4 protein-coding genes are annotated in these 3622 nt (G+C 74.6%); 2 read left to right on the top strand and 2 right to left on the bottom strand.

Translation table 11 applies throughout. From position 1 onward, the window contains the following. On the bottom strand, positions 1–656 hold a 656-nt coding region (locus G3I42_RS10755; protein WP_164284768.1), incomplete at its 3' end, for a bifunctional DNA primase/polymerase. A gap of 406 nt (positions 657–1062) precedes the next feature. Here G3I42_RS10755 and G3I42_RS10750 point away from each other — a divergent pair. Beyond that, positions 1063–1374, top strand: coding sequence for a hypothetical protein (locus tag G3I42_RS10750; protein ID WP_164284765.1), 312 nt, complete (start codon positions 1063–1065; stop codon positions 1372–1374). Between the two features lie 406 nt (positions 1375–1780). Here the strand turns inward: G3I42_RS10750 and G3I42_RS10745 are convergent, their stop codons facing one another. Further along, complete coding sequence (locus G3I42_RS10745; protein ID WP_164284762.1) at positions 1781–2029, bottom strand: hypothetical protein; 249 nt, start codon at positions 2027–2029, stop codon at positions 1781–1783. A 431-nt stretch (positions 2030–2460) separates the two neighbouring features. Here G3I42_RS10745 and G3I42_RS10740 point away from each other — a divergent pair, with 431 nt between their 5' ends. After that, positions 2461–3297 carry a glycoside hydrolase domain-containing protein gene (locus G3I42_RS10740; protein ID WP_164284771.1) on the top strand — a complete coding sequence of 279 codons (837 nt, stop codon included), beginning with the start codon at positions 2461–2463 and terminating at the stop codon, positions 3295–3297. Positions 3298–3622: the final 325 nt, after the last annotated feature.

The following is a 3622-nucleotide window of genomic DNA, read 5'->3' as shown; positions in this document are numbered from 1 at the left end:
GCCGGGGCCGGAGCCGGGCGGGGCGGCCCCGGCGGAGCGCCGGGCAGGAAGCGGTAGACGCCGCGGGTGGTGCGGGAGCCGGGGCCCACCAAGTAGCCGCCGGTGCCGCGGACATCGATCCCGGGCGCGAGCCGGCCCGCCGAGTTGCGCACGGTGAGCCCGGCGGGTGTCGAGAACCACAGGTGGGCGCCACCGCTCGGCGTCGCGACGCGGACGGTGGCCGGGAGGACGAAGCCGTGGCGGGCGCCGAGCAGCGCGAGCGCGCGCACGGGATCGGCGCCGTGTTTCGTGTCGAGGTCGAGACCGAGCAGGTGGTGCGGGGCGGCGCCGCACGCGATGCCGTAGCCGGAGGCTTGGGGTGCGCGGGCGAACAGGGCCCGGACGACGGCCGGATCGGTGCTCGCGTCGTACACGCCGTGCCCGGGGAGCCCACAGGCGCCTCGGCAGGGGGCGGCCGGACCGGGGAGCGTTTCAGGAGAGGGGGCGAGTGCTTCAGGGGCGCGGGTGGATGCTTCAGCGGCGGGAGAGGGAGGAGCGGCGGGGGTGCGGTGCGGGGAGGGGAGCGCGGGGCGCTTCGTGCGGCCGAGCGGGAAGACGGCATAGCCGTGGGCCGCGGCGGCGAGGGCGAGCGCGAGAGGGGCGGGATCGCGATCCATGGGCCCAGCTTCGTACGCCAGTTCTCCTCCGGGCAGGGCGTGCGAGGGGTGGAGTGGTGCATGCGCGGCGCACGGTCGACCCGCGCGGTGGGAGGCGTGCCGCCCCCTTCTGGGGGGTGATCTCAGGGTTTACCCCGAGGAACCCTGATACTCCACGCGGGTGTGTTTCAGGGGCAGTCTGGGTTTATCCGGAGATCATCACGCGTGCGGGCGAATAGTGCCCCGTGGGCTGGTTTTACAGCTGTCACCTGGGCAATTCTGGATACGCGACGTCGCACAGTTCACTCCGGAACGGTCGGCCAACCGGTCCGGTGTCACGAAGAGTTGACCGGCTTCCTCACCCGCCGCGCGCGGACCGGGGCAGTCGGCTGGCGCACCGGGGATTCCCGGCCAGTGGAGGAAAGAAATGGCAAGCATCCGTACCGCCCGCACCCTCGCCGCCGTCGCGGCACTGCCGCTCGCCGCCGCGCTGTTCACCGGCGTCGCCCAGGCCGACAACGGAGCCGTCGCGGGCAACGGATCGAACGCGGCCGTGTCGACGATCGGTGCCTCCGGCGTCGGCGGCGGCAACTTCGGCAACTCGTCCACGACTCAGCAGCAGGCCGTGGGCGCCGGCGCCTCGAACCAGAGCAACACGGCACAGGTGGAGGGCTCCGCCTTCACGGCCATCGACCAGCACAACTTCAACCTGGCCGTCGACCACACCGACCTCTGGTAGTCGCGAGGGGGACGACACGGGTACGGCCAGGGTGAACGCCCCTCAGGAGCGCGCCCGTGAGGGGCGTGATCCCTGGCCGAGCCCACGTTCTCCGTCACGGACGGCCAGGCCCCGTCCAGTGGAGTGCGCTCCACACCGAGCGCGGGTTCCGGAAGGCACGGGACGTACGGGACGGTCAACGGCTCTTGGCAGACGGGCTGATGACCGAAGCGAAAAGGGAGGGCCCGCACGGAGACCTGCGTGGTGGGTAAGTCCTTGAGGTAGTGCGAGGACGCCTGAGCGGCACGGCGTGCGGGGGCACGCCGAGGCCCGCGAAGGAGGAAGAACAGCGGGAACGGCGCACACCGCGCCGGGGGACGACAACGGCCCGAGGGGGAGAGGGGCCCGCAGGGGGAGACATGGGATTTCAGGGGGCGGAGACCCGGACACCGCACCCGCGCCGCGAGTGGACGGCGCCGGGGAGCGACTTCGGGGAGCCGGAAAGAGCTTCGTACGGGGCGGCGAGGGGCGCCTCGTACGAGGAAACGATCGCCCACGACGACGCGTCGACCGCCATACCGGGGATCGGCACACCGGGGAACCGCACTTCGGGGCCCCGCACACCGGCGGACGGCGGTCCGTTCGGCAGGAGGCGCGTGCCGACTGGCCGGGTCATGGTCGGGGCCACCCTGCGGGGGATGGCGGTGGGCGCCGCCGGGGGCGGTGGTGCGGGCGTCGCGGGGCGGACGGCCGATGGCGGGGTGCGTGCGGTGCTGCTGGTTTCCGGCGGCGACGACGGCGCCGCGACGCGGACGGTGGGCGGCGGCATGTCCACCGCGGTCCGGGCCGCTGTGGGCGGCCTGTCCGGTGCCGTGCGGTGGGCGGTGCGGAGCGGGCCGGGTGGCAGGGACGGCACGGGTGGCACGGCTCGTGCCGCCGCAGCGAGGGGGGCAGCCGGCGTTCCTCGGGAGTCTTGCGGGCTGGAGGAGACCGACCCGCGCGCGGGCGCGAGGGCGGTGGTCGGCGGGCAGAAGGGGGAGTCGGCCCGGGGTGGGGTGTGTCCACCGGGTGGCTGGGGCGGAGGACGCCTTGACTCGGGGCATGCGTATGCGACGACTCGCGGGATCGCTCCCGCTGCGGCTGGGCGTCCTGAGTTCTGTTCTCCTTCTCCTCTCCGGAGGGCTTTCCTCCGCCTTCGGCGCGGACGGGCCCTCGTGGTCGGCGCGTGGGGTCGCGACCTTCACCGGGCGTGCCTTCGACACGTGCGCCGCGCCGCCGCTCGCGACGATGCGGGCATGGGGGGCCTCGCCGTACCGGGCGGTGGGCGCGTACGTGGGCGGGCGGGCACGCGCCTGCTCGCAGCCGGAGCTGAGCGCGGGGTGGCTGCGGGAGGTGCGGGAGCTGGGCTGGTCGGTGCTGCCGCTCTACGTCGGCTCGCAGGCGCCCTGCGTGCAGGCCGCGAACAAGAAGAAGTACCGCCTGGGCAAGGACCCGGCGGGTACCGGCACGAAGGAGGGGCGCGACGCGGTAAGGGCCGCGCGGGCGCTGGGAATCGCGCCGCGCAGCCCGCTGTACCTGGACGTGGAGGCGTACGACGAGCGGCGGACGGAGTGCGCGCGGGCGGTGCTCGCCTTCGTACGCGCCTGGGACCGGGCGGTCACCGCGGAGGGATACGTACCGGGGTTCTACAGCAGCGCGGACTCCGGCGTGGCGCAGTTGGAGCGGGAGCGGCGGGCCGGAACGGCGGACCTGCCGGAGGTGATGTGGTTCGCGCACTGGACGGGACGGGCCTCGCTGGACGCGCCGGGGGTGCTGGCCGCGCAGGCGTGGACGCCCCAGCGGCGCATCCACCAGTACGAGGGGAACGTGACGGAGACGTACGGCGGGCAGGCGCTGTCGATCGACCGGAACCAGGTGGACGCGCCGGTCGCGAGGCTCGGCTGAGCCTTTCCCCGGCGCGGTCCGCGCGGGGCTCAACCCGGAGGGGGACGGGGTGCATCCTCCCCCTTCAGGAGGTGGTGCGAACCCCCCGTCCTACTCCCCAGGGGGGACGGGCGGTCGGGACCTACGGGCGATCCCCGGCACGTTCCGCGCTTCTAGCGTGGGGGATATGACTGTGACCGAGGTCCCCAGGCGCCTTGCCGCGCCGGCCGCCGCACCGACCGCCCCCGCGCGAACCGCTTCGCGGTCCTCGCGAGCGTCCGTGCCCGCGTCCGCGGGTCCCCGGCCGTCCGCCGCGCCGGCCACGTCCGCGCCCCCGCGCGGCCCG

Origin of the sequence: Streptomyces sp. SID11385, assembly GCF_010548245.1 — a bacterium.
In the GTDB taxonomy this organism is placed as follows: domain Bacteria; phylum Actinomycetota; class Actinomycetes; order Streptomycetales; family Streptomycetaceae; genus Streptomyces.
Note: the sequence above shows the minus strand (reverse complement) of the source record. Positions and strands in the feature narration are given on the sequence as shown.